Here is a 24,020-nt window from a genome sequence, read left to right on the forward strand (position 1 = left end):
AGATGAAACGGCAGCTGATTTTAGAAGATGGTTCGTTTTTTGTCGGCGAAGCGTTTGGCAGCTTGAAAGAGACGACCGGGGAAGTCGTCTTTAACACCGGCATGACCGGATACCAAGAAATTTTGACCGATCCATCGTATTGCGGGCAAATCGTGACGATGACATATCCATTGATCGGCAACTACGGCATCAACCGCGACGACTTTGAAGCGATCCGCCCGCATGTGCACGGGTTCATCGTCAAAGAAGCGTGCGTGAAGCCGTCCAACTGGCGCGGAGAACTGACGTTGGACGAGTATTTGAAAGAAAAAGGCATCCCTGGCCTTTCCGGCATCGACACGCGCAAACTGACGCGCCTTATCCGCCAATACGGAACGTTAAAAGGGATGATCTGTGGGCTAGATGTCGATCCGGTGGAAGCAGCAGCCAAGCTGCGGGCGATGGAGTGGCCGCGCGACCAAGTGCGGCGCGTCTCAACGAAAAGCGCCTACCCAAGCCCGGGGCGCGGTGAGCGCATCGTCTTGATTGATTTCGGGATGAAACACGGCATTTTGCGCGAACTGAACAAGCGAAATTGCGATGTGATCGTCTTGCCGTACAACGCCACCGCTGAAGAGGTGCTCGGCTGGCATCCGGATGGGGTCATGCTTTCCAATGGACCGGGCGACCCGAAAGACGTGCCGGAAGCGATCGAGATGATCCGCGGGATTCTCGGCAAAGTGCCGCTCTTTGGCATCTGCCTCGGCCATCAGCTGTTCGCGTTGGCGTGCGGCGCGAATACCGAGAAAATGAAATTCGGCCATCGCGGCTCGAACCATCCGGTCAAAGACTTGCGCACCGGCAAAGTCGCCATCACGTCGCAAAACCATGGCTATACCGTCACGCACGAGTCGCTTTCTGGCACCCGGCTTGAGGTGACGCATATCGCCTTAAATGACGGCACGGTCGAAGGGCTCCGTCATTTGGACGTTCCGGCGTTTACGGTGCAGTATCATCCGGAAGCGTCGCCGGGGCCAGAAGATGCCAATCCGCTGTTTGACGAGTTTTTGGCGCTCATCCGCGAGTTCAACAAGAAAGGAGAAGTCATCCATGCCTAAGCGCCGCGACATTGAAACGATTTTAGTCATCGGCTCGGGGCCGATCGTCATCGGCCAGGCGGCCGAGTTCGACTACGCAGGGACGCAAGCGTGCTTAGCCCTAAAAGAAGAAGGATACAAAGTCATTCTGGTGAACTCAAACCCGGCGACGATCATGACCGATACGGAAATCGCCGATAAAGTCTATATGGAGCCGCTGACGCTCGATTTTGTCGCCCGCATCATCCGCAAAGAGCGGCCGGACGCGATTTTGCCGACGCTTGGCGGCCAAACGGGCCTCAACTTGGCGGTTGAGCTCGCCAAGGCCGGCGTGCTTGAAGAGTGCGGCGTGGAAATTCTCGGCACGAAGCTCGAGGCGATCGAAAAGGCGGAAGACCGCGAACAGTTCCGCGCCCTCATGAACGAGCTTGGCGAGCCGGTGCCGGAAAGCGCGATTATTCACAGCCTGGAAGAGGCGTATGCGTTTGTCGAACAAATCGGCTATCCGGTCATCGTCCGCCCCGCGTTCACGCTCGGCGGCACGGGCGGCGGCATTTGCACGAACGAAGAAGAGCTTGTCGAGATTGTGTCAACCGGCTTGAAGATGAGCCCGGTGCACCAATGCTTGCTCGAGCGGAGCATCGCCGGCTACAAGGAGATTGAATATGAAGTGATGCGCGACGCCAACGACAACGCGATCGTCGTCTGCAACATGGAAAACATCGACCCGGTCGGCATTCATACGGGTGACTCAATCGTCGTCGCCCCGAGCCAGACGTTAAGCGACCGCGAATATCAGCTTTTGCGGAACGCGTCCTTGAAAATCATCCGCGCCCTTGGCATCGAAGGCGGTTGCAACGTCCAGCTCGCGCTCGACCCGGACAGCTTCCGCTATTACGTCATTGAAGTGAACCCGCGCGTCAGCCGCTCGTCGGCGCTGGCGTCAAAAGCGACGGGGTATCCGATCGCGAAACTGGCGGCGAAAATCGCCGTCGGGCTGACGCTTGACGAAATGATCAACCCGGTCACCGGGAAAACGTACGCCTGCTTCGAGCCGGCGCTCGACTATGTGGTGACGAAAATTCCGCGCTTTCCGTTTGACAAATTTGAATCGGCGAACCGCCGGTTGGGCACGCAAATGAAAGCGACCGGCGAAGTGATGGCGATCGGCCGGACGTTCGAAGAATCACTGTTAAAAGCCGTTCGTTCGCTCGAGATCGGGGTGCATCATCTGGAATTGAACGAGGCGAAAACGGCCGCCGACGACGTGATGGAAAAACGGATCCGCAAGGCGGGCGATGAACGGCTCTTTTACATCGCCGAGGCGCTCCGCCGCGGGGTGACGGTGGAGACGCTGCATGAATGGAGCCAAATCGACCGCTTTTTCCTGCATAAGATTCAAAACATTATTGAGATGGAAACGGTCTTGAAAAACCACCCGGGCGACCTTGACGTGTTAAAAAAAGCGAAGGGGCTCGGCTTCTCCGATGCGGCGATAGCGGCGTTATGGAACAAAACGGAGCGCGACATTTACGCGCTGCGCCGCCAACGAGGCATCATGCCGGTGTACAAAATGGTCGATACGTGCGCAGCCGAATTCACGTCGGAAACGCCGTACTACTACAGCACGTACGAGGAAGAAAACGAATCGATCGTGACGGAAAAACCGAGCGTCATCGTGCTTGGCTCCGGCCCGATCCGCATCGGCCAAGGGATCGAATTTGACTATGCGACCGTCCATTGCGTCTGGGCCATTAAGCAGGCCGGCTATGAGGCGATCATCATCAACAACAACCCGGAAACGGTCTCGACCGACTTCAGCACGTCGGACAAACTGTATTTCGAGCCGCTGACGGCCGAAGACGTGATGCATGTCATCGACCTCGAGCAGCCGATCGGCGTCATCGTCCAATTCGGCGGTCAGACGGCCATCAACTTGGCGGCGGAACTCGAGGCGCGCGGCGTCCGCTTGCTTGGGACAACGCTTGAGGATTTGGACCGCGCCGAAGACCGCGACAAATTTGAACAGGCGCTCTCGGAACTCGGCATTCCCAAACCGGCCGGCAAAACCGCCGTTTCGGTCGAAGAAGCGGTCGCCATCGCCGAAGAAATCGGCTACCCGGTGCTCGTCCGTCCTTCGTACGTGCTCGGCGGCCGGGCGATGGAAATCGTGTACAATCGCGGCGAGCTGCTTCATTACATGGAACATGCCGTGCGCGTCAATCCACAGCACCCAGTGCTTGTCGACCGCTACATCACTGGCAAGGAAGTCGAAGTCGATGCCATCGCCGACGGCGAGACGGTCGTCATCCCCGGGATCATGGAACATATCGAGCGGGCCGGCGTCCATTCCGGCGATTCGATTGCCGTCTACCCGCCCCAGACATTAAGCGCGGAAGTGATCGACAAGATCGCGGATTACACGATCCGACTGGCGCGCGGGCTGCATATTGTCGGGCTGTTGAACATTCAGTTTGTCGTCTCGGGAAGCGATGTCTACGTCTTGGAAGTGAACCCGCGCTCAAGCCGCACGGTGCCGTTTTTAAGCAAAATCACCGGCGTGCCGATGGCGAATCTCGCCACGAAAGCCATTTTAGGGACGAAGCTCGCCGAGATGGGCTATGAGACGGGCGTCTGCCCGGTGCGCCCTGGCGTGTACGTGAAAGTGCCGGTGTTCTCGTTTGCGAAATTGCGCAACGTCGACATTTCGCTCGGCCCGGAAATGAAATCGACCGGCGAAGTGATCGGCAAGGACGTGACGTTTGAAAAAGCGCTCTATAAGGGGCTTGTCGCCTCGGGCATCCAGATCCAGCCGCATGGGGCGGTGCTGTTGACGGTGGCCGACAAAGACAAAGAAGAAGCGGTCGAGCTGGCGCGCCGCTTTGCCGACATCGGCTACCAGCTGTTGGCGACGAACGGCACGGCGGAAACGTTGAAAGCGGCCGGCATTCCGGTGACGGTCGTCAATAAAATCCACTCGGCGTCACCGAACATTTTGGATGTCATCCGCCAAGGGAGGGCGCAAGTCGTCATCAATACGCTGACGAAAGGAAAGCAGCCGGAAAGCGACGGCTTCCGCATCCGCCGCGAAGCGGTCGAAAACGGCATCCCGTGCTTGACGTCGCTCGATACGGCCCGGGCGATGCTGCAAGTGCTCGAATCGATGACGTTTTCAACGACGGCGATGACGGAAGGGCTGGTGCGGTCATGATCGGCCGCGAACGAATGACGGTCGCAAGCCAGCGGTTGATCGCCGAGCGGACGTATGAATTGACGCTTTCAGGCCGCCTCGTGCAAGAGATGCGCCAACCGGGCCAGTTCGTTCATGTGAAAGTGGCCGCATCCGCCGATCCGCTCCTGCGCCGCCCGCTCAGCCTTTGCCATATCGACCACAAGCAGGGGCAATGCACGATCATTTACCGCCAGGAAGGGAAAGGCACGGCGCTGTTGGCGCAAAAACAGCCGGGCGACACGGTCGATGTGCTCGGCCCGCTCGGCAACGGCTTTCCGCTCGAGGCCGCGCCGGCGGGCAGCCGGGCGCTGCTAGTCGGCGGCGGCATCGGCGTCCCGCCGCTCTATGAACTGGCGAAACAGCTCACAAAGCGCGGCGTCAAAGTGGTGAGCGTGCTCGGGTTTCAAACGAAAGCGGCGGTCTTTTACGAAGAGGAATTTGCCGCGTTCGGCGAGACGCATGTCGCGACCGATGACGGCTCGCACGGAACGGCCGGGCGCGTCACCGATGTGATCGAAGCGCGCTCGCTCGAGTTTGACGTCTTGTACGCCTGCGGTCCGAAGCCGATGCTTCGGGCGCTTGCGGAACGGTTTCCGAACCGGCCGGTGTACTTGTCGCTCGAGGAGCGGATGGGCTGCGGCGTCGGGGCGTGTTTCGCCTGCGTCTGCCATGTGCCAGGGAGCGAGACGGCGTATAAAAAAGTATGCAGCGACGGCCCGGTGTTTCGGGCCGGGGAGGTGGTGCTATGAACCGGCTTGCGGTCGAACTGCCGGGTCTTTCGCTCAAAAACCCGATCATGCCGGCGTCCGGCTGTTTTGGATTTGGCCGCGAGTACGCCCGGTTTTACGATTTAAGCGTGTTAGGCGCCATTATGATCAAGGCGACGACAAAAGAGCCGCGCTTTGGCAACCCGACACCAAGGGTGGCAGAAACGCCGGGCGGGATGTTAAACGCCATCGGCCTGCAAAACCCCGGCCTTGACAAAGTGCTCGAAGAAGAACTGCCGTGGCTTGAACAGTTTGACGTACCGATCATCGCCAACATCGCTGGCTCGACGGTGGAAGAGTACGTCGAGGTAGCCGAAGCGATTTCCAAAGCGCCCAATGTCCATGCGTTAGAGCTCAACATTTCCTGCCCAAACGTGAAAAAAGGCGGGATTGCGTTCGGCACCGTGCCGGACGTGGCCGCGGAACTGACGCGGCTTGTCAAAGAAGTGTCCGCCGTGCCGGTTTACGTGAAGCTGTCTCCGAACGTCACCGACATCGTCGCGATGGCGAAGGCCATTGAACAAGCGGGCGCCGATGGCTTGACGATGATCAACACGCTCGTTGGCATGCGCATCGACGTGAAAACAGGCCGGCCGATTTTGGCCAACGGCACCGGGGGCTTATCCGGCCCGGCGGTCAAACCAATCGCCATTCGCATGATTTATGAAGTGAGCCAGGCGGTGTCGATTCCGATCATCGGCATGGGCGGCATTCAAACGGCGGAAGACGTGCTCGAGTTTTTCTACGCCGGCGCGAGCGCGGTTGCGGTCGGCACGGCCAACTTCGTCGATCCGTTCGTCTGCCCGACGATCATCGCCGACCTGCCGGCGCTGTTGGACGACCTCGGGATCGGCCACATTTCCGAATGCATAGGAAGGAGCTGGAAGACCGGTGCACACGCCGTTCATTGTCGCGCTTGATTTCCCATCAAAACAAGAGGTGGAGCGGTTTTTGCGGCCGTTTGCCGGAACGCCGCTGTTCGTCAAAGTCGGCATGGAGCTGTACTATCAGGAAGGTCCAGCCATCGTCGCGTTTCTCAAAGAACAAGGACATGCCGTCTTTTTAGACTTAAAACTGCACGACATTCCGAATACGGTGAAACAGGCGATGAAAGGGCTCGCCCGTGTCGGCGCCGATTTGGTGAACGTCCACGCCGCCGGCGGCCGGCGCATGATGGAAGCGGCGATCGAGGGGCTTGACGCCGGCACGCCAAGCGGAAGAATGCGGCCGCGCTGCATCGCTGTCACCCAGCTGACAAGCACGGACGAGCGAATGCTTCATGAGGAGCTGTGGATTTCCCGCCCGCTTGTGGAAACAGTCGCCCATTACGCCGCCTTGGCGAACGAAAGCGGCCTTGACGGCGTCGTCTGTTCAGCGAACGAAGCGCCGCTCATCAAAGAACGGTGCGGCGCCTCGTTCCTTGCCGTCACCCCGGGTATCCGCTTTGCTGATGATGCGGCGCACGACCAAGTGCGCGTCGTCACCCCAAGGAAAGCGCGTGCGCTTGGTTCTGACTACATCGTCATCGGCCGCAGCCTCACCCGCGCCGCCGATCCGCTCAGGACGTATGCCCGCCTGCAGCACGAATGGAACGGAGGAGAGAGAGAATGAAACACGACATCGCCGCCAAATTGCTTGAAATCGGGGCGGTCGCCCTGCAGCCGAACGAACCGTTTACCTGGTCCTCGGGCTTGAAATCGCCGATTTATTGCGACAACCGCCTGACGCTCGCTTACCCCGGCGTGCGCCGCCTGATCGCCGACGGCCTCGCCGAACTCATCCGCACCCATTTCCCTAAAGCGGACCTCATCGCCGGCACGGCGACCGCCGGCATCCCGCACGCCGCCTGGGTGAGCGAGCGGCTTGAGCTGCCGATGTGCTACGTCCGCAGCCAGGCGAAAGCACACGGCAAAGGAAAACAAATCGAAGGCCAAGCCGAACCGGGCCAGCGCGTCGTCGTCATCGAAGACTTGATCTCGACGGGCGGCAGCTCGCTTGCGGCCGTCCGCGCCTTGAAAGAGGCAGGCTGCGAGGTGCTGGGCGTCGCCGCCATTTTCACATACGGGCTCGAAAAAGCGAAACAGGCGTTTGCCGCAGAGAATTTGCCTGCCTACACGCTTACGGACTACAACACCCTCATCGAAACGGCCGTCCGCCTTGGCGCCGTCAGCGAACACGATCTGGCGACATTGCGAAAATGGCGGGAGAATCCGGAGGAGTGGGGGAACTAACATCAACGCAAGGGAAAAGGGGCTGACGCAAAAGCCCCTTTTTGATGAAATTTCACCGAAGTACTAGGATTCTTTCTCCATTTTGACGACAAATCTTTTACTCATGCAAGCTTCTACAAGAAAATGAAAAACCATGTCGAACTTTGTCTGTTCCGAATGGCCATAAAATTCAGTGTATCTTTAATGAAGCAGCCAATCACAGGTTTCTTCCACCTACACCCCAGTTGTAAATAGCAGCTTTGAAGGAACCACAGCGAATTGGAGTGGAACAATGATTTATCGGATCGCTTCAAACAGCTGTTGTTAGCAAACGGCACTTCCGTCAACTATGAATATGACGCGAATGACAATATGACTTCGAAAGTCATTCGTACAAGCGATGGCCAGTCACAAGAGTTTACCTACTCTTATGATGCGACCGGCAAACTCATCAAAACCGTCGGTCCGCTCCATGATGTGACCACGAATGACTATGATGCCAACGGAAATAAAATCAAAACTTCACGACAGGAAACGGAGCCGGCGCTACTTTTACGTATGATGACCGCGGCCTCGTGGAAAGCGTTTCGGTCGGTACGGCGGCCGGAAACGGACCCGACCAACCGGACAAGCGATTTTTCAATGGTTTTGGTATGTGAGAATCGTTCTGTTGGAACTGCCGGATGGGCAAATCCAACGCAGGCTAGGGAGACCACCCCTGATCAGCGAAGGATTCTGCAGGGATTGGGCATGGATGAGAGCATTGACGTGTAAGTCATACGGATATTTTTATTGAAAAAATAATCGCCTCGCCTCGAGAGAAAAATCGGTAAATAGAAAAGAGATGATGGTTTCATTTTCCCCAAACGCTTCTCTTTTTTTAAAAAATCCATCTTCTAACCCAAATACTTCAATCGTTTTATACAAAGGGTCAACAATCCAATATTCTTTTACACCAAATTGTTCGTATAGTTTAAATTTTTCATTTCGATCTTTTAATGCTGTAGACGGAGAAAGAACCTCGACAATGAGTGTTGGTGCGCCTAAACAGCCGTTTGGTGTTAAGTTGTTTCGATTGCAAATGACAGAAATATCGGGTTGAACGACATGTTTTGCATATGTGTAGTCATCGTTTTCGGAGAGACGAACATCAAACGGAGCAATGGCAACGTAGCAATCTTTATTTTGAAAGTACGAACGAAATGCGAACGATAGTTCCATAACGGTAAACTGATGCTCCCACGTTGGTGAAGGGCTCATGTTGTAAGCTTTTCCATCAATAAGCTCCCAACGCCCATCCCATTGAATATAATCGGCATACGTATACAGTTTGGATGGTTCTGGATTCATCGGATCTCCCTCGCTTTTTTCATTATTATACCATATCCAAAACGGCAACGATGATTGAAGATAACAAATTGCATTCGCGATGGCGGCTTGTGGTTGACTCGACAAGTTTGCAAAGCGGGCTGTCCGTAAGGCCAATGCAGCTGGTCTTACAGACAGCCCGCTGTCTTTTATGCGGCACTAGACTGTTTCGGTTTGCGGGAGTTCGCGCGAATCGCCCGATGCCGTGTTGGGCGGTCATTGGGGCGGGTTTACGATGGTTTCGCCGCTTGTTGTTTTTGCCGCTGTTTCATGATGCGGACGAGTTCTTCATCCGGTGTGACGTAGAGCGTTTGCTCGTGTTCGTAAATGACAAATCCCGGCTTGGCGCCGCTCGGTTTTTTTACATAGCGGATGCGCGTGTAGTCGACAGGCACGGATCCGGAGTGGCGGGCTTTGCTGAAGTAGGCGGCGAGATTCGCCGCTTCCAAGAGCGTCTCGTCAGACGGCTGCTTGTTCCGGATGACGACGTGCGAGCCGGGAATGTTTTTCACATGCAGCCAAACATCGTCCTTATGGGCCAGCTTTGTTGTGAGATAATCGTTTTGTTTGTTGTTTTTGCCAACGAGTATTTCCGTGCCGTCGCTTGCGACGTAGCGGTCGAGCTCAGGGACGGTGGTTTTCCGCTTTTTTGCTCCTTTCGCGGCGCGCGGGCGCAAGTAGCCTTGTTCGATGAGCTCGTCGCGGATTTCCTCGATGTCTTTCGGCGAGGCGGTTTCGAGCTGGCTTAAAATCGTGTCGCAATAGGCGATGTCTTCTTTTGTCCGCTCGATTTGTTCTTGTACGACGGCGAGCGAGTTTTTCGCTTTTTGGTATTTTTGAAAGTACTGTTGCGCGTTCTCGGACGGCGATTTTTGCGGGTCGAGCGGAATGGTGACCGTGCCTCCGTTTTCGTCGTAGTAGTTTGCGACCTCGATTTCCGTCATGCCGCGCTTTATGGCGTACAAATGGGCGGTGAGCAGTTCGCCGTACAGTCGATAAACGTCGGCTTTCTTTGCTTCTTCGAGCGTCTGTTCGAGCTTTAGGAGCTTTTTCTCGTTTTTCGCCTTTTCGTTCGCCATGAGCCGCTCGATGTCATGGGCTTGCTGCTTGACGCGGTCGCGCTCGGCCTTGCCGAAATAAAAGCGGTCGAGTAGCTCGCTTGCGCTCGCAAACGGTTGGCCTTCGATTTGTAAGTGCTTAAGCGGCAACACGTAAAACCATTCTTTTTCCCCGTTCGTGTACATCATCGGGGCAAAGCGGCGGCCGCGCACGTCATCGATGAGCGAAAGAAAGCTTTTTGGCAGCGTCGCCCGGTTGGCGAGCCCAGCGCGGAACACCGCCTCATTGGCAAATAGCGGCGAAAGGCCGCTGAAGGCGGAAACAAGCTGATGGGCGAGCTTGCCGGCGTGAAAATCAAGTTTTTTCAGCACCGTTTCTTCCGTCGCTTCAAGCGGATTCAGCTTGCCGTGCGTCGGCGGGGCGACGTACGGATGCCCGGGAAGCACCGTCCGGTAGCGGTTGACCGACGGCGGCAAATGCTTCAGGCTGTCGATGATCGTGTTGGTCGATGCATCAACGAGGATGATGTTGCTATGGCGGCCCATCACTTCAATGATGAGCCGCTTCGTCTGCAGATCGCCGAGTTCATCGCGGCCTTTTGTGTCCATGACGATGATGCGGTCGAAATCGACTTGACGGACCGACTCGATGATGCTTCCTTCCAACTGTTTGCGCAGCCGCATGCAAAACATCGGCGGCTCGGATGGGTTGTTGTACGTTTCGTTTGTCAAATGGACGCGGGCGTACGTCGGATGCGCCGACAGCATCACTTTATGATTATGGCCGCGGGCGCGCACGAGCATGACGATCTCATACGCCGACGGCTGGTGGATTTTCGTGATCCGCCCGCCCGCAAGCGTCTCTTCGAGTTCGCTGACAATGGCGTACGTAAACACTCCGTCAAAGGACATGGAAAACACCTTTCTATTTTGGTTGTTTGCTATTTCGATCTTACCATACGACCCGCCGTTTTGAACATTTCTTTGAATATGATCTGAAGACGGACGAAGATGCCCGACGAACATGTTGCATAAAATGGGGAGGCCCGCTTTTTTGACACGATTTTTTCCCTTATGGGGGGATGGCGTGGCAAAGGGTCCACGACTCCTTATGTTTGTGTCGCGAAACATCATGGCGGGGACTATCATTTTTTGGGACATGTATGAATAAGCATAGAGAAGCAGGAACGGCGTGCGAAAAAATGAAAGGACGGAGGGAGACAGATGCAATGGCATACGCTCGCGGCAAGCGATGTCGCGCACGAGACGAAGACGAATGTCAAGACCGGACTTACGGCGGCGGAGGCGGAAAAACGGCTGCGGCAGTTCGGGTACAACGAGCTGGCGGAAGGGAAGAAGGAGTCGGCCATCGGCGCCTTTTTCCGCCAGTTTCAAGATTTTATGGTGTTGGTGCTGCTTGCGGCGACGGTGATTTCCGCGTTTTTAGGCGAGTATGTGGATGCGGCGGCGATTGTTGTCATCGTGATCATGAACGCCATCCTGGGGTTTATCCAGGAGCGGCGGGCGGAAAAGTCGCTTGCCGCCTTAAAACGGCTGTCCGCTCCGCAAGCGGTTGTGTTGCGCGGCGGGGAGTGGGTGAAAGTCCCCACGCGCGAGCTTGTTGTCGGCGATGTGGTGAGGCTTGCAAGCGGCGACCGGGTTGGGGCCGACGTCCGCTTGATTGAGGCGGCCGGGCTGGAAATCGAGGAATCAGCCTTGACGGGCGAATCAGTGCCGGTGGCCAAATCCGCCGCCCCGCTTCATACGAAACAGGCGTCGCTCGGCGATTTGCACAATATGGCGTTTATGGGGACGCTCGTGACAAGAGGGAATGGGGTCGGGATTGTCATCGCCACTGGGATGAAAACAGCGATGGGACAAATCGCGACGATGCTCGAAGAGGCGGATGCGGGGGCAACCCCGCTCCAGCGCCGACTCGAGCAGCTTGGGAAAATTTTGCTTGTCGTCGCCTTGGCGCTGACGGCTGCCGTGGTGGCGGTTGGGGTTATGCAAGGGCACGATCTGTACGAAATGTTTTTGGCTGGCGTATCGCTGGCAGTGGCGGCGATTCCGGAAGGCTTGCCGGCCATTGTGACGGTCGTCTTGGCGCTTGGCGTGCAGCGGATGATCAAACGGAACGCCATCGTCCGCAAGCTTCCGGCGGTGGAAACGCTCGGCTGCGCTTCGGTCATTTGTTCCGACAAAACGGGGACGATGACGGAAAACATGATGACCGTCACGCAAGTATGGGCAGGCGGGCGGACATTTGCGGTAAGCGGCGTTGGTCTTGAAACGGATGGCGAGTTTTCTGAACGCGGCCGGACGGTTGATCCGAACCGCGTTCCCGAGCTCGCTCGCCTATTGACAATGGGGGTGCTTTGCAATAGTTCGGAGTTGAAAGAGGAAAACGGCCGGCGCTACATCGACGGCGATCCGACGGAAGGAGCGCTGCTGGTCGCGGCAGCGAAGGCGGGGATTACAAAACGAAGTCTGCTAGGTGAGTATGCGATCGAGCGGGAGTTTCCGTTTGATTCCGAGCGGAAAATGATGACGGTGATCGTCCGCGACCGAAACGGCCGTCGGTTTGTCGTGACGAAAGGGGCGCCCGATGTGCTGCTTGAGCGGGCGGACCGCCTTGAATGGAACGGCCGCGAGCAGATGCTGACCCCGGCGTGGAAAGAAACGATCGAGAAGGCGATTCGCCACATGGCGTCTTCCGCCTTGCGCACGATCGCCGTCGCGTATCGGCCGCTTGCGGAAACGGAACGGATCGAGTCGGAGAAGGATGCGGAGACAAAGCTTCGGTTTCTCGGCGTCGCCGGCATGATCGATCCGCCGCGCCCTGAGGTGAAGCAAGCAGTGGCGCGATGCAAAGAGGCAGGCATGAAAACGGTGATGATCACCGGCGACCATGTGTTGACAGCCACCGCCATCGCCAAACAGCTTGGCGTGCTGCCGCCTGGCGGAAAAGTGATGGATGGGGCGACGTTGTCGAAGCTGTCGGTCGATGAGCTCGAACGCGAGGTCGATAATATTTACGTGTTTGCCCGCGTCTCCCCGGAGCATAAGCTGAAAATTGTCAACGCCTTTAAGCGCCGCGGTCATATTGTCGCCATGACCGGCGACGGGGTGAACGACGCGCCGGCGTTGAAAGCGGCGGATATCGGCGTCGCGATGGGCCGGTCGGGGACGGAAGTGGCGAAAGAGGCGGCGTCGCTCGTTTTGTTGGATGACAACTTTGCGACGATTGAGGCCGCGATCGAAGAGGGGCGCAACATTTACGAAAACATTCGCAAGTTTATCCGCTACTTGCTCGCCTCGAACGTCGGGGAAATTCTCGTCATGTTGTTTGCGATGCTGCTTGCCTTGCCGCTGCCGCTCGTGCCGATTCAAATTTTATGGGTCAATCTTGTCACCGACGGTTTGCCAGCCATGGCGCTCGGGCTCGACCAACCAGAAGAAAACGTGATGAAGCGGCCGCCGCGCCGTCCCGATGAAGGGGTGTTCGCCCGCGGGCTCGGCTGGAAAATCGTAAGCCGCGGCTTTTTGATCGGCGTTGTTACGCTGGCTGCGTTTCTGACCGCCTATGAACGGAGCGGCGAGGATCTCGTTTACGCCCAGACGGCGGCGTTTGCGACGCTTGTGTTGGCCCAATTGATCCATGTGTTCGACTGCCGCTGCGATCGTTCGGTTTTTGACCGCAGTCCGTTCGGGAACATATACCTTGTCGCGGCGGTGATCGTGTCGCTGCTTTTGCTCGTTGTCGTCATCTATTACCCACCGCTTGCCGCAGTGTTCCATACGAAGCCGCTCGCAGCGGTCGATTGGCTGCTCATCATTGGCTTGTCCGCCCTGCCGACATTTTTGTTTGCTGGCTCGCTTTTTACGAGAAAATAAAAGGATGGATATGTTATAATAAAAAAGGTGATAGAGCAACGCTCTATGACCTTTTCTTTTTCATCAAGGCAACAACGGATGTGATGATATGGTTTACAGCATGACTGGTTTTGGCGCAAGCACGAAAAAAACGGATCGTTTGATGGTGGCGGTGGAAATGAAATCGGTCAACCACCGGTTTTGCGAAATTTCCATTCGCCTCCCTAGACAATGGCTCGTGTTTGAGGATAAAATAAAGAAAGCAATTTTGCCGTACGTGCGGCGCGGAAAAGTGGAAGTGTTCGTCACGATCGCCGGCGAAGGACTTGTAAAGCGGAACGTACATATTGATTGGGATTTGCTCGGCCAATATTGGGCCGGGTTGCAGGAGGCAGCAAAGCGATTTGCCGTTGACGGCAGCGTGACGGCGGCCGAGCTGCTTCGGCTTGATGGGGCGGTCGAAGTTGTGGAAGAGGAAGGAGCGAACGAGGAGGTCGAGCCGCTGCTTTTGGCCGCTGTCGATGAAGCGGCAAAGGCACTTGTTGCCATGCGCCGGCGCGAAGGGGAGGCGCTTGCCGCGGATTTGCGCGCCCGTCTTCATGAAGTCGAAGCCGGGGTGGAAGCTATTGAACAGCGGGCGCCGCTTGTGATTGAACAATACCGCGAGCGGCTTGCGCGCCGCCTGCGCGAATGGGCGCCCGCTCCGGTCGATGAGGCGCGCCTGCTCACAGAAGTGGCGGTGTTTGCCGAAAAGGCGGACATTCATGAGGAATTGAAACGCATCCGCAGCCATTTGGCGCAAATGGCAGACGCCTTAGAAATGGACGAACCGATCGGGAGGAAACTGGACTTTTTGGTGCAAGAGTTGAACCGGGAAGTCAACACGATCGGCGCCAAGGCAAACGACAGCCTGATTGCCGCGCAAGTCGTTGAGATGAAAAGCGTGCTTGAGAAAATGCGCGAGCAAGTGCAAAACGTGGAATAACGGTTTAAAACGACTTGTTGGCGGCAACAATATCGGATATGGCAGGTGGGCGTGTCATGATGATGAAATTTATCAATATCGGGTACGGAAACATGGTGTCAGCCGCCCGCATCATTACGATTGTCAGCCCTGATTCGGCGCCGATCAAACGAATCATTCAAGATGCGCGCGAAAGCGGCAAGCTCGTTGACGCGACGCACGGGCGGAGGACGCGCGCCGTCATCATCATGGACAGCGATCACGTCATTTTGTCGTCCGTGCAGCCGGAAACGGTGGCGAACCGCTTATATGGAAGCGACGATTTCTCCGAGGAAGGGTAGGGTTTTGGGCGTTGAAGAACGAACGTGGGTTGTTGATCGTCATGTCGGGTCCGTCTGGCGTTGGCAAAGGAACGGTGCGCAAGGCGCTGTTTTCGCAGCCGGACATCAATCTTCATTATTCGGTGTCGGTCACGACGCGCAAGCCGCGCGAAGGCGAAGTGGAAGGCGTCGACTACTTCTTCCGCACGCGCGAGCAGTTTGAACAAATGATTCGGGAAAACAAGCTGCTCGAGTGGGCGGAATACGTCGGCAACTACTATGGCACGCCGATCGACTACGTGGAGAAGACGCTTGCCGAAGGGAAAGATGTGTTTTTAGAGATCGAAGTGCAGGGAGCGATGAAAGTACGGCGGGCGTTTCCAGAGGCGCTCTTCATTTTCCTTGCTCCGCCAAGCCTCACGGAGCTTGAAAAGCGGATCATGGGACGCGGCACCGAGTCGAAAGAGCTGATTGAAAATCGGTTGCGGGCGGCGAAAGAGGAGCTTGAAATGATGGACGAGTACGACTATGTCGTGGAAAATGATGAAGTGGAGCTCGCCTGCGAGCGGATCAAGGCGATCGTCATCGCCGAACATTGCCGGCGCGAACGCGTCGCCGAGCGATATAAACGGATGTTGGGGGTGGAATGACGATGCTGTATCCTTCCATCGATTTGCTGATGCAAAAAGTCGATTCGAAATACAAGCTCGTCACGGTGGTGGCCAAACGGGCGCGCGAGCTGCAGGACGGTGCGGAGCTGATGGTGAAAAAGCCGGTGTCGAAAAAATTTGTCGGCCAGGCGCTCGAGGAAATTGCCGGTGACAAGGTCGAATTAGTGGAGGAGGAAAAATAACAACCTAGCTTTAGGTTGTTATTTTTTTCAATGTCGGGGGGTGGCCAACATGATCAAGGGAAAACATATTTTGCTTTGTGTGACCGGGGGGGTGGCGGCGTACAAGGCGGCGGCGCTCACCAGCCAGCTCGTCCAGCGCGGCGCTGAAGTAAAAGTGATCATGACAGAAGGGGCGTGCCAGTTCATTACACCGCTCACGTTTCAAGCATTGTCGCGCCAGGAAGTGTATGTCGATACGTTTGCCGAAAACGATCCGGCTGTCATCGCCCATATCGATTTGGCGGACTGGGCGGATCTCGTTTTGGTCGCACCGGCGACGGCCAATACGATGGCGAAGCTGGCCGCCGGCATCGCCGACAATATGGTGACGACGACGATTTTGGCGACGAAAGCGCCCGTCTGGATTGCTCCGGCGATGAACGTTCATATGTACGAGCATCCGGCCGTCCAGGCGAACATGGAGCGGCTCTGTAAGTTCGGCTACCGGTTCATCGAGCCGTCGGAAGGCTATTTGGCGTGCGGCTACATCGGCAAAGGGCGGCTCGAGGAGCCGGAGAACATCATCGCCCATATCGAGCGCTTTTTTGCCGGTGATCCGCCGCTGTTTCGCGGGAAGCGTGTGCTTGTCACCGCTGGGCCGACGCGGGAGAGGCTTGATCCAGTCCGTTATTTCTCCAACTATTCGAGCGGCAAAATGGGCTACGCCATCGCCGAAGCGGCGGCCCGCTTCGGCGCTTCGGTGACGCTTGTCTCCGGACCGACGGCGCTTTCTTCACCCGATGGCGTCGAGACGGTGGCGGTTGAATCGGCGGAAGAGATGTATGAAGCGGTTTTGTCTCGGTTTGCGGAAACGGACATCGTGATCAAGGCGGCGGCGGTCGCCGATTATCGGCCGAAATATGTCGCGGCTTCCAAAATTAAAAAGCAGCCGGGCGGTTATGTCGTCGAGATGGAGCGGACGGTGGACATCTTGAAAGCGCTTGGCGAGCGGAAAACGGGACAGATTTTGGTTGGATTTGCCGCTGAGACGGACAACCTCGAGCAGTATGCGTTAAAAAAACTTGAAGAAAAGCGGTTGGATATGGTCGTCGCCAACAATGTCACCGAAGAAGGGGCAGGGTTTGCCGGCGATACGAACATCATCACCATCTTCCGCCGCGACGGCGTCGTTCGGCCGCTGCCGCTCATGACGAAACGCGAGGCGGCCGAGGAAATTTTAAAAGAAATTCACGCGTATATCGAGGCGATTCGATGAAAGTAGCATCCGTGATTGTCGATGTCCCGTCCCGGCAGACGGACCGCCCGTTCGATTATTGGATTCCGGAGCGCTGGCAAGGCGTCATCCAGCCGGGCATGCGGGTGACGGTGCCGTTTGGGGCGCGGCGTTTGCAAGGGTTTGTCGTTGATGTGAAAGACCATTCCGACATCAAACAACTGAAACCGATTGAGCATGTGATTGATGTCGTGCCGGTGTTAAACGAAGAGCTGCTTGATCTTGGCCGCTATTTAACGGAAACGACGCTTTGTTTTGCCATTTCGGCGTACCAGGCGATGCTGCCGGCGGCGATGCGGGCGAAATATGAAAAAACGCTCCGCTTGACGGATGAAGAGAAGAGAGGGAGGTTGCCGGATGAGGTAAAGCCGCTGTTTGCCGGGCGGACGGAAGCGCCTTGGAAAGAGGTTGAGGCGGCCGGTTTATGGCGGGCGGCGCAAAAAGCGGTGCAGCAAGGTGTGCTCGAGGCGGTCTACAAGGTGAAAGAAAAAGCGGGCAAGAAAACGGTGAAGCACGCCGCTTTGGCCATTCCATCGGAACAAGCGAAACAGGAGCTCGGGTCGCTGCCGGCAAGGCAAAAAGAGGTGCTTTCCTTTTTGCTGGAAAAAGAGGAAGCGGCGCCGGTTGCCGAGCTGCAAGCGGTGCTTGGCGTCTCCTCAGCGCCGCTGAAAGCGCTCGTCGACAAAGGATTTGTGGTGCTGAACGATGTCGAGGTGTACCGCGACCCGTACGAGCATCGCACGTTTCAGCCGAGTGAGCCGCCGGCGCTCACTCGGGCGCAAGAGGCGGCATTGGCGAAGATCGCCGCTTCGGTGCGCGCCGGGGAGCATCGCACGTTTTTGCTGTATGGCGTCACCGGCAGCGGGAAGACGGAAGTGTATATGCAGGCGATTGATGAAGCGTTGCGCCAAGGAAAGGAAGCGATCGTTCTCGTGCCGGAAATTTCGCTGACGCCGCAAATGGTCGAGCGCTTCAAAAGCCGGTTCGGCTCGAAAGTAGCGGTGCTTCACAGCGGGCTGTCGGTCGGCGAAAAATATGACGAATGGCGGAAAATTCACCGGAAAGAAGTGCAGCTTGTCGTCGGGGCGCGATCGGCGGTGTTTGCCCCGTTTGAAAACTTGGGAATGATCATCATCGATGAGGAGCATGAGACGAGCTACAAGCAAGAAGAAATGCCGCGCTATCATGCGCGCGATGTCGCCATTTACCGCGCTCGCCGCCACAGCTGCCCGGTCGTGCTTGGCAGCGCCACCCCCTCGCTTGAGACGTTCGCCCGCGCCGCCAAAGGGGTGTACGAGCTGCTCGAGCTGCCGGAGCGCATCAGCGACCGCGGCCTGCCGGACGTTCATGTCGTCGATATGCGCGAGGAGCTGCGAAGCGGCAACCGTTCGATGTTTTCACGCCGATTGCTTGACGAATTGCGCCGCCGGCTTGAGCGCGGCGAGCAGGCAGTGTTGCTGTTGAATCGACGCGGTTATTCGACGTTTGTCATGTGCCGCAGCTGCGGCTATGTCATCCGCTGTCCGCACTGCGACATTTCGCTGACGTACCATCGTGCCGGGGAACGGATGAAATGCCACTATTGCGGGCATGAAGAGCCGCTTGCCCCTCGCTGTCCGTCATGCGGCAGCGAACATATCCGCTTTTTCGGGACCGGCACGCAAAAAGTGGAAGAAGAACTGACGAGGTTGCTGCCGAAAGCGCGCGTCATCCGCATGGATGTCGATACGACCGGCCGCAAAGGGGCGCATGAAGAGCTGCTTTCCCGTTTTGCCGCCAAGGAAGCCGATATTTTGCTCGGCACGCAAATGATCGCCAAAGGGCTTGATTTTCCGGATGTCACGCTTGTTGGTGTGCTCGCGGCCGACACGATGCTTCATTTGCCCGATTTTCGCGCCGCGGAAAAAACGTTCCAGCTGTTGACGCAAGTGAGCGGGCGCGCCGGACGGCACGAGCTGCCCGGCGAAGTGATCATTCAGACGTATACGCCTGAGCACTACAGCATTGAACTGGCCGCCCGCCACGACTACCGCGCCTTTTACCAGCGGGAGATGGCGCTGCGCAAAGCGCACGGCTATCCGCCGTACTACTACTTGACGCTCATCACGGTCGCCCACCAGGAAGCGCCGGCTGCAGCCAAAGCGGCGGAGAAAATCGCCGCCTATTTGCGCAAGCATTTGTCGCACGAAGCGGTCGTTCTCGGCCCCGTTGCCTCGCCAATCGCCCGTCTTCACGATAGATATCGTTACCAATGCATGATAAAATACAAACGGGAGCCGAATTTGACCGCGGCGCTCAAGGCGGTCATCGACCGCTACCAAGCCGATGCCGCCCATGGCGGAGTGATGGTCACCATTGATACAAACCCATACATGATGATGTGAACTTGGGGGAATGACGTTGTCTGTTTTGTCGATTGTCACGTATCCTGACCCGATTTTGGAACAGCCGTGCGCGCCGGTGACGGCGTTTGACCGTCGGCTCGGGCGGCTGCTTGACGATATGTATGAAACGATGCTTGCCGCTGACGGGGTGGGCCTAGCTGCCCCGCAAATCGGCGTCGCCAAGCAGATCGCCGTCATCGATGTCGGTGATGAACACGGTCGGATCGAGCTCATCAACCCGGTCGTGATCGAGGCGCGCGGCGAACAAGTGGATGTGGAAGGCTGTTTGAGCTTTCCCGGCTTGTTTGGCGAAGTGCCGCGCGCGAAATTTGTGAAAGTGCGGGCGCAAAACCGGCGCGGCCGCCCGTTTACGCTTTCCGCGACCGGTTTTTTGGCGCGCGCGTTGCAACATGAAATCGACCATTTGCACGGTGTGCTGTTTACGTCGAAAGTGATTCGGTATTGCGATCTTGAAGAATTGGAAGGATAGATGCCAATGACGAACATTGTGTTTATGGGAACACCTGACTTTGCCGTGCCGATTTTGCGCCAGCTTCTTCATGACGGCTACCGCGTTGCAGCGGTCGTCACCCAGCCGGATAAGCCAAAAGGGCGGAAGCGCGAGCCCGTTCCGCCCCCGGTGAAAGTGGAAGCGGAGCGCCGCGGCATCCCGGTGCTGCAGCCGACAAAAATTCGCGAGCCGGAGCAATACGAACAAGTGTTGGCGTTTGCGCCCGATTTGATTGTCACGGCGGCGTTTGGGCAAATTTTGCCGAAAGCGCTGCTTGATGCACCAAAATACGGCTGCATCAATGTCCATGCCTCGCTTCTGCCCGAGCTGCGCGGCGGGGCGCCGATCCATTACGCCATTTGGCAAGGGAAAACGAAAACGGGTGTCACGATCATGTATATGGTGGAGCGGTTGGACGCCGGCGACATGTTAGCGCAAGTCGAAGTGCCGATTGCCGAAACGGATACGGTCGGCACGCTCCATGATAAATTGAGCGCCGCCGGGGCTAAACTACTATCAGAAACGCTTCCACTTTTATTGGAAGGAAACATTACGCCCGTTCCGCAAGATGAGGAGAAAGCGACGTATGCGCCGAACATTCGCCGCGAGCAGGAGCGGATCAATTGGACGCAGCCCGGCGAAGCCATTTACAACCATATTCGCGCCTTCCATCCGTGGCCGGTCACGTATACAACGCAGGATGGGCACATTTGGAAGGTTTGGTGGGGTGAAAAAGTGCCGGCGCCCCGTTCGGCGCCGCCGGGCACGATTTTGGCGCTTGAGGAAAACGGCATTGTCGTGGCCACCGGCAATGAGACAGCCATTCGCATCACCGAATTGCAGCCGGCCGGAAAAAAACGGATGGCGGCGGGCGAATTTTTGCGCGGCGCCGGCAGCCGTCTTTCGGTCGGCATGAAGCTAGGAGAGGATCATGGACGTACGTGAACTTGCTTTAGATACGCTGTTAGCCATTGAACAAAAAGGAGCGTACAGTCATTTGCAATTAAACGAAGCCATTCAAAAAGGACGCCTTGACGGGCGCGATGCGGCGCTGTTGACCGAGATTGTCTACGGCACGGTGCAACGGCGCGACACGCTCGATTATTATTTGGCGCCGTTTTTGCGCAAGGCGCGCCGGCTTGAGCCGTGGGTGCGCGTGCTTCTTCGGTTGACGCTGTATCAAATGGTGTATTTGGATCGTGTTCCCGACCGCGCCGCCGTCTTTGAAGCGGTTGAAATCGCCAAACGGCGCGGCCATCGCGGCATTGCTTCACTTGTCAACGGCGTATTGCGGGCCATCGGCCGCGAGGGGCTGCCGTCGATCGAGGCGGTTGATGACGCGGGCAAGCGGCTCGCCCTTGCCACCAGCCATCCCGAGTGGCTCGTTCGGCGCTGGATCCAGCAATATGGTTATGAAGAAGCGGCGCGCATGTGCGAGACGAATTTGCGCCCGCCGCAATCAACGGCCCGCGTCAACCGGCTGCGTGCGACTGTCGAAGAAGCGCTTGAGCGGCTGCGCGCTGAAGGGATGCAGGCAATCCCTGGCCATGTCGCTCCGGAGGCCATCCGGGCGGAAAAAGGGAATTTGGCTCATACGGAGACGTTTCGCGCCGGTTGGCTGACGATTCAAGATGAAAGCTCAATGCTTGTCGCTCGAGCGCTTGACCCAGCCCCCGGCGAGCGGGTGCTTGACTGCTGCGCGGCGCCGGGCGGGAAAACGACCCATATCGCCGAACGGATGGGCGGGCGCGGCGAGGTCGTTGCTGTTGATATCCACGAACATAAGGTAATGCTGATCGAACAGCAGGCCAAGCGGCTCGGGCTTGACAACGTTGCGACGCTCGCCCTTGACAGCCGCCGGCTCGGCGAGCGGTTTGCCCCGGAATCGTTTGACCGCGTTTTGGTCGATGCGCCGTGCACTGGATTCGGCGTCATTCGCCGCAAACCGGAGATCAAATATACGAAAGGGAAAGACGCCATCGCCGCGCTTGTCGAGATTCAGCAAGCCATTTTGCGGGCGGCCGCCCCGCTTTTGAAAAAAGGCGGTACGCTTGTCTACAGCACATGCACGGTGGAGCGCGAGGAAAATGAAGAAGCCATCGCCCGCTTTTTAGCGGATCATCCGGACTTTTTCCTCGACGCCAGCCTTGCCGAGCGGATGCCGAAACCGGTGCGGCCGCATGTGAAAGGCGGCATGTTGCAGCTTTTGCCGCATCATTTTGACTCTGACGGGTTTTTTATCGCCCGACTGCGAAAGAGGGTGTAAAAGCATGGAAATGGTTCGTCCGGCTGCCCGCCGCTCTGTCGGCGAAACGCAGCCTCCGTTGCCATCGATTTATTCGCTCACGCTAGACGAATTGAAGGAATGGCTTGTCGCTCAAGGCGAAAAGCCGTTTCGGGCCACACAAATTTACGAGTGGCTGTATCAAAACCGCGTCACCGATTTTGCCGACATGACGAATTTGCCGAAGCGGCTGCGCGAACAGCTAGCGTCATCGTTTTCGATCACGACGTTGAAAACCGTGGTCAAACAAACTTCTAAAGACGGAACGATCAAATTTTTGTTTGAGCTCCATGACGGCTATTCGATTGAGACGGTGCTCATGCGTCATAACTACGGCAATTCGGTGTGCGTCACGACGCAAGTCGGCTGCCGCATCGGCTGCACGTTTTGCGCTTCGACGCTCGGCGGACTGAAGCGTCATTTAGAGGCGGGCGAGATCGTCGCCCAAGTCGTGCAAGTGCAAAAGGCGCTCGATGACACGAATGAACGCGTCAGCAGCATCGTCGTCATGGGCATCGGCGAGCCGTTCGACAACTACGATGCGCTCATCAAGTTTTTGCGCATCGTCAATCACCCAAAAGGGTTGAACATTGGCGCCCGCCATATCACCGTTTCCACCAGCGGCATCATCCCAAAAATTTACCAGTTTGCCGATGAAGGAATGCAAATCAACTTCGCCATTTCGTTGCATGCACCGACGAATGAGCTGCGGACGAAACTCATGCCGATCAATAAAGCGTACCCGCTGCCGAAGCTCATGGAGGCGGTTCGGTATTACATTGAAAAAACCGGCCGGCGCGTGACGTTCGAGTACGGATTGTTCGGCGGGGTGAACGACCAGCTTGAGCACGCCGAGCAGTTGGCCGAGCTGATTAAAGGGCTGAAATGCCATGTGAATTTGATTCCGGTTAACTACGTGCCGGAGCGCAACTATGTGCGCACGCCGCGCAGCCAAATTTTCGCCTTTGAACGGGCGTTGAAAAAACATGGGATCAATGTCACCATTCGCCGCGAACATGGACACGACATCGATGCCGCCTGCGGACAGCTTCGCGCGAAGGAGCGAAAAGAGGAGACGAGGTGAATCGGATGCGAGCCGTTTTCCGAACTGACATCGGCCAAATTCGCGAACATAACGAAGACAATGGCGGCGTATTTGTCAATCAAAGCGGCCAATATTTAGCGGTTGTCGCTGACGGGATGGGCGGTCATCGCGCCGGTGATGTAGCCAGTTCCATGGCGGTGGCGTATTTGCAGGAGCGATGGGAGAAAGAGAGTGGCCTTGCTTCACCGGCTGAGGCGGAGCAATGGCTCAAGACGCAAATTGCGTCGGCGAACGAACAACTGTTTCGCCATGCCCTTTCCCACCCGGAATGTCAAGGAATGGGGACGACGGTCGTCGCCGCCGTTTGCGCTAATTCGTTTGCGACGGTTGCCCATATCGGCGACAGCCGCTGCTACGTGCTCAACAAAAGCGGAATTCAGCAGCTGACCGACGACCATTCGTTGGTCAATGAGCTCGTCAAAAGCGGGCAGCTTTCGAAAGAAGCGGCTGAGCATCATCCGCGCAAAAACGTGCTGTTGCGGGCGCTCGGCACGGAACCGGCGGTGAAAATCGACGTGAAAACAGTGGCGCTCGACGAGGGCGACATGTTGTTGTTATGTTCGGACGGGTTGTCCAATAAAGTGCCGGAAGCGGACATGATACATATTTTGACGGGTGCCGGCACGCTGGAAGAGAAGGCGGAGGCGCTTATTGAGCTCGCCAACGGGCGGGGCGGAGAAGACAACATTTCGCTGGCGGTCATCGATGTTTCAGCGGAACGTGAAGGTGGGTGATCGGC

20 protein-coding genes and 2 pseudogenes are annotated in these 24,020 nt (G+C 57.0%); 20 read left to right on the top strand and 2 right to left on the bottom strand.

What is annotated here, in order from left to right; all coding sequences use genetic code 11:
- The first annotated feature begins 2 nt into the window (after positions 1-2).
- The 8 genes and pseudogenes from GHH_RS05340 to GHH_RS18790 form a co-directional block, all read left to right on the top strand.
- Positions 3-1,097 carry a carbamoyl phosphate synthase small subunit gene (locus GHH_RS05340; protein WP_015374376.1) on the top strand — a complete coding sequence of 365 codons (1,095 nt, stop codon included), beginning with the start codon at positions 3-5 and terminating at the stop codon, positions 1,095-1,097.
- Positions 1,090-4,287, top strand: coding sequence for a carbamoyl-phosphate synthase large subunit (carB, locus tag GHH_RS05345; RefSeq protein WP_015374377.1), 3,198 nt, complete (start codon positions 1,090-1,092; stop codon positions 4,285-4,287). The genes GHH_RS05340 and carB overlap by 8 nt, the downstream gene beginning before the upstream one ends.
- The gene (locus GHH_RS05350) at positions 4,284-5,057 is read left to right on the top strand and encodes a dihydroorotate dehydrogenase electron transfer subunit (RefSeq protein WP_014195402.1); all 774 of its coding nucleotides are present in this window, start codon (positions 4,284-4,286) and stop codon (positions 5,055-5,057) included. Before carB ends, GHH_RS05350 begins: the two co-directional genes overlap by 4 nt.
- Positions 5,054-5,995 carry a dihydroorotate dehydrogenase gene (locus tag GHH_RS05355; protein ID WP_013523351.1) on the top strand — a complete coding sequence of 314 codons (942 nt, stop codon included), beginning with the start codon at positions 5,054-5,056 and terminating at the stop codon, positions 5,993-5,995. The genes GHH_RS05350 and GHH_RS05355 overlap by 4 nt, the downstream gene beginning before the upstream one ends.
- The gene (gene pyrF / locus GHH_RS05360; protein WP_015374378.1) at positions 5,967-6,686 is read left to right on the top strand and encodes an orotidine-5'-phosphate decarboxylase; all 720 of its coding nucleotides are present in this window, start codon (positions 5,967-5,969) and stop codon (positions 6,684-6,686) included. The genes GHH_RS05355 and pyrF overlap by 29 nt, the downstream gene beginning before the upstream one ends.
- Entirely contained in the window at positions 6,683-7,306 is a 624-nt protein-coding gene (pyrE, locus tag GHH_RS05365; RefSeq protein ID WP_015374379.1) for an orotate phosphoribosyltransferase, read from the top strand. Before pyrF ends, pyrE begins: the two co-directional genes overlap by 4 nt.
- A gap of 261 nt (positions 7,307-7,567) precedes the next feature.
- Positions 7,568-7,807: pseudogene (locus GHH_RS19705) on the top strand (Wall-associated protein precursor); the annotation flags it as partial.
- Between the two features lie 76 nt (positions 7,808-7,883).
- A pseudogene (locus GHH_RS18790) lies at positions 7,884-8,059 on the top strand (transposase); the annotation flags it as partial.
- A gap of 15 nt (positions 8,060-8,074) precedes the next feature.
- On the opposite strand, the gene GHH_RS05375 reads toward GHH_RS18790, so the two are convergent.
- Together GHH_RS05375 and GHH_RS05380 are read right to left on the bottom strand one after the other, a co-directional pair.
- Positions 8,075-8,635 carry a Uma2 family endonuclease gene (locus tag GHH_RS05375; RefSeq protein WP_015374381.1) on the bottom strand — a complete coding sequence of 187 codons (561 nt, stop codon included), beginning with the start codon at positions 8,633-8,635 and terminating at the stop codon, positions 8,075-8,077.
- 248 nt (positions 8,636-8,883) lie between these two features.
- Positions 8,884-10,623: an NFACT RNA binding domain-containing protein gene (locus GHH_RS05380; RefSeq protein ID WP_015374382.1), complete on the bottom strand. Its 1,740-nt coding sequence runs from the start codon at positions 10,621-10,623 to the stop codon at positions 8,884-8,886.
- Between the two features lie 312 nt (positions 10,624-10,935).
- On the opposite strand from GHH_RS05380, the gene GHH_RS05385 reads away from it, so the two are divergent.
- From GHH_RS05385 to GHH_RS05440, 12 genes are all read left to right on the top strand, one after another.
- The gene (locus GHH_RS05385) at positions 10,936-13,608 is read left to right on the top strand and encodes a cation-translocating P-type ATPase (RefSeq protein WP_015374383.1); all 2,673 of its coding nucleotides are present in this window, start codon (positions 10,936-10,938) and stop codon (positions 13,606-13,608) included.
- Between the two features lie 88 nt (positions 13,609-13,696).
- Positions 13,697-14,572 (top strand): YicC/YloC family endoribonuclease, encoded by an 876-nt coding sequence (locus tag GHH_RS05390; protein WP_013523365.1) that lies wholly within the window; start codon positions 13,697-13,699, stop codon positions 14,570-14,572.
- 56 nt (positions 14,573-14,628) lie between these two features.
- Complete coding sequence (remA, locus tag GHH_RS05395; protein ID WP_011230666.1) at positions 14,629-14,892, top strand: extracellular matrix/biofilm regulator RemA; 264 nt, start codon at positions 14,629-14,631, stop codon at positions 14,890-14,892.
- 11 nt (positions 14,893-14,903) lie between these two features.
- Positions 14,904-15,521: a guanylate kinase gene (gene gmk, locus GHH_RS05400; protein ID WP_011230667.1), complete on the top strand. Its 618-nt coding sequence runs from the start codon at positions 14,904-14,906 to the stop codon at positions 15,519-15,521.
- Between the two features lie 2 nt (positions 15,522-15,523).
- Positions 15,524-15,724: a DNA-directed RNA polymerase subunit omega gene (gene rpoZ / locus GHH_RS05405; protein ID WP_011230668.1), complete on the top strand. Its 201-nt coding sequence runs from the start codon at positions 15,524-15,526 to the stop codon at positions 15,722-15,724.
- Between the two features lie 49 nt (positions 15,725-15,773).
- A complete protein-coding gene (gene coaBC, locus GHH_RS05410) occupies positions 15,774-16,979 on the top strand; it encodes a bifunctional phosphopantothenoylcysteine decarboxylase/phosphopantothenate--cysteine ligase CoaBC (protein WP_015374384.1) in 1,206 nt (401 codons plus the stop codon).
- Complete coding sequence (gene priA, locus GHH_RS05415) at positions 16,976-19,381, top strand: primosomal protein N' (RefSeq protein ID WP_015374385.1); 2,406 nt, start codon at positions 16,976-16,978, stop codon at positions 19,379-19,381. Before coaBC ends, priA begins: the two co-directional genes overlap by 4 nt.
- A 16-nt stretch (positions 19,382-19,397) precedes the next feature.
- Entirely contained in the window at positions 19,398-19,871 is a 474-nt protein-coding gene (gene def, locus GHH_RS05420; protein WP_015374386.1) for a peptide deformylase, read from the top strand.
- 6 nt (positions 19,872-19,877) lie between these two features.
- Positions 19,878-20,837: a methionyl-tRNA formyltransferase gene (gene fmt, locus GHH_RS05425; protein WP_015374387.1), complete on the top strand. Its 960-nt coding sequence runs from the start codon at positions 19,878-19,880 to the stop codon at positions 20,835-20,837.
- Positions 20,824-22,158 (top strand): 16S rRNA (cytosine(967)-C(5))-methyltransferase RsmB, encoded by a 1,335-nt coding sequence (gene rsmB / locus GHH_RS05430; RefSeq protein ID WP_015374388.1) that lies wholly within the window; start codon positions 20,824-20,826, stop codon positions 22,156-22,158. The genes fmt and rsmB overlap by 14 nt, the downstream gene beginning before the upstream one ends.
- 4 nt (positions 22,159-22,162) lie before the next feature.
- Positions 22,163-23,260 (top strand): 23S rRNA (adenine(2503)-C(2))-methyltransferase RlmN, encoded by a 1,098-nt coding sequence (rlmN, locus tag GHH_RS05435; RefSeq protein WP_011230674.1) that lies wholly within the window; start codon positions 22,163-22,165, stop codon positions 23,258-23,260.
- A gap of 5 nt (positions 23,261-23,265) precedes the next feature.
- Positions 23,266-24,015 carry a Stp1/IreP family PP2C-type Ser/Thr phosphatase gene (locus tag GHH_RS05440; RefSeq protein ID WP_033006246.1) on the top strand — a complete coding sequence of 250 codons (750 nt, stop codon included), beginning with the start codon at positions 23,266-23,268 and terminating at the stop codon, positions 24,013-24,015.
- Positions 24,016-24,020 lie beyond the last annotated feature (5 nt).

Source organism: Geobacillus sp. GHH01 (assembly GCF_000336445.1).
In the GTDB taxonomy this organism is placed as follows: Bacteria; Bacillota; Bacilli; order Bacillales; family Anoxybacillaceae; genus Geobacillus; species Geobacillus zalihae.